Below are 850 nucleotides of genomic sequence, written 5' to 3'. Positions count from 1 at the left end.
TATTAGTGCGATAGGAAGAGGTGACTGCCCGGGTTGAGAGCCGCAGATTGCGGCTATTTTGTGCGATAATGCCGTGCGCTCGGGCACACCGGGAGGGGCAAAGCTGGCCGCCCCCACTGTGATTGACTACAATCGCAATAATTTCAATCCGTTATCAGCTATTCTTTATCCAATAGTTTGACTTTATTGAGGGGCAAGGCGTGAGTAAAACGGTTGCCGGGCAAGGACAGTCCGGGTTTTCCCGCCATCTCAAACGTGGTTTGGTGGAAGGCATGGTCATTGCGCTGATCGCCTTTTCCCTTTACCTGCTGCTGGCGTTAATCAGTTTCGATAGCCGCGATCCCGGCTGGTCCTATGTGGGCAATGTGGATGCAGTACGCAATGCCATGGGCCGGGTAGGGGCGTTCAGCGCCGATCTGCCGCTGGGCCTGTTTGGCTATATGGCCTACCTGTTTCCGGTGCTGCTGGGCTTTTGGGCCGGCAAGGTGCTGCGCGAGCGCCATGCCGGACTGCCGGGGAGCTGGCCGCTGTTCAGCTTGCGACTGGTGGGTTTTATTCTGACCATGCTGGCGGGCACGGCGCTGTCGTACATGCATTTCACCGTGGGCGATACGCTGCCGGAAGGCGCCGGGGGCATTCTCGGCCATGAAGTTGGCGATGCCTCCCTGGCCGGGTTCAACCCGCTGGGTGGGACCTTGATGATGGTGGCGTTGTTTTTGATCGGCGTGACCATCTTTACCGATTTGTCCTGGATCGCGCTGGCTGAAGGCCTGGGCGCGCTGGTGCTTGGCGCCATCGAAAAAGTGCCTGCTTGGTGGCAAGCGCGTAAACGTCAGCGCGAAGAGCAGCG

At 58.7% G+C, this 850-nt stretch carries 1 protein-coding gene; it reads left to right on the top strand.

The features are described from left to right. Window positions 1-200 precede the first annotated feature (200 nt). Window positions 201-850: DNA translocase FtsK 4TM domain-containing protein (locus A3754_RS02595; RefSeq protein WP_197468395.1), on the top strand; the 650-nt coding region annotated here is incomplete at its 3' end.

This window comes from Alcanivorax sp. HI0083 (assembly GCF_001635175.1).
Note: the sequence above shows the minus strand (reverse complement) of the source record. Positions and strands in the feature narration are given on the sequence as shown.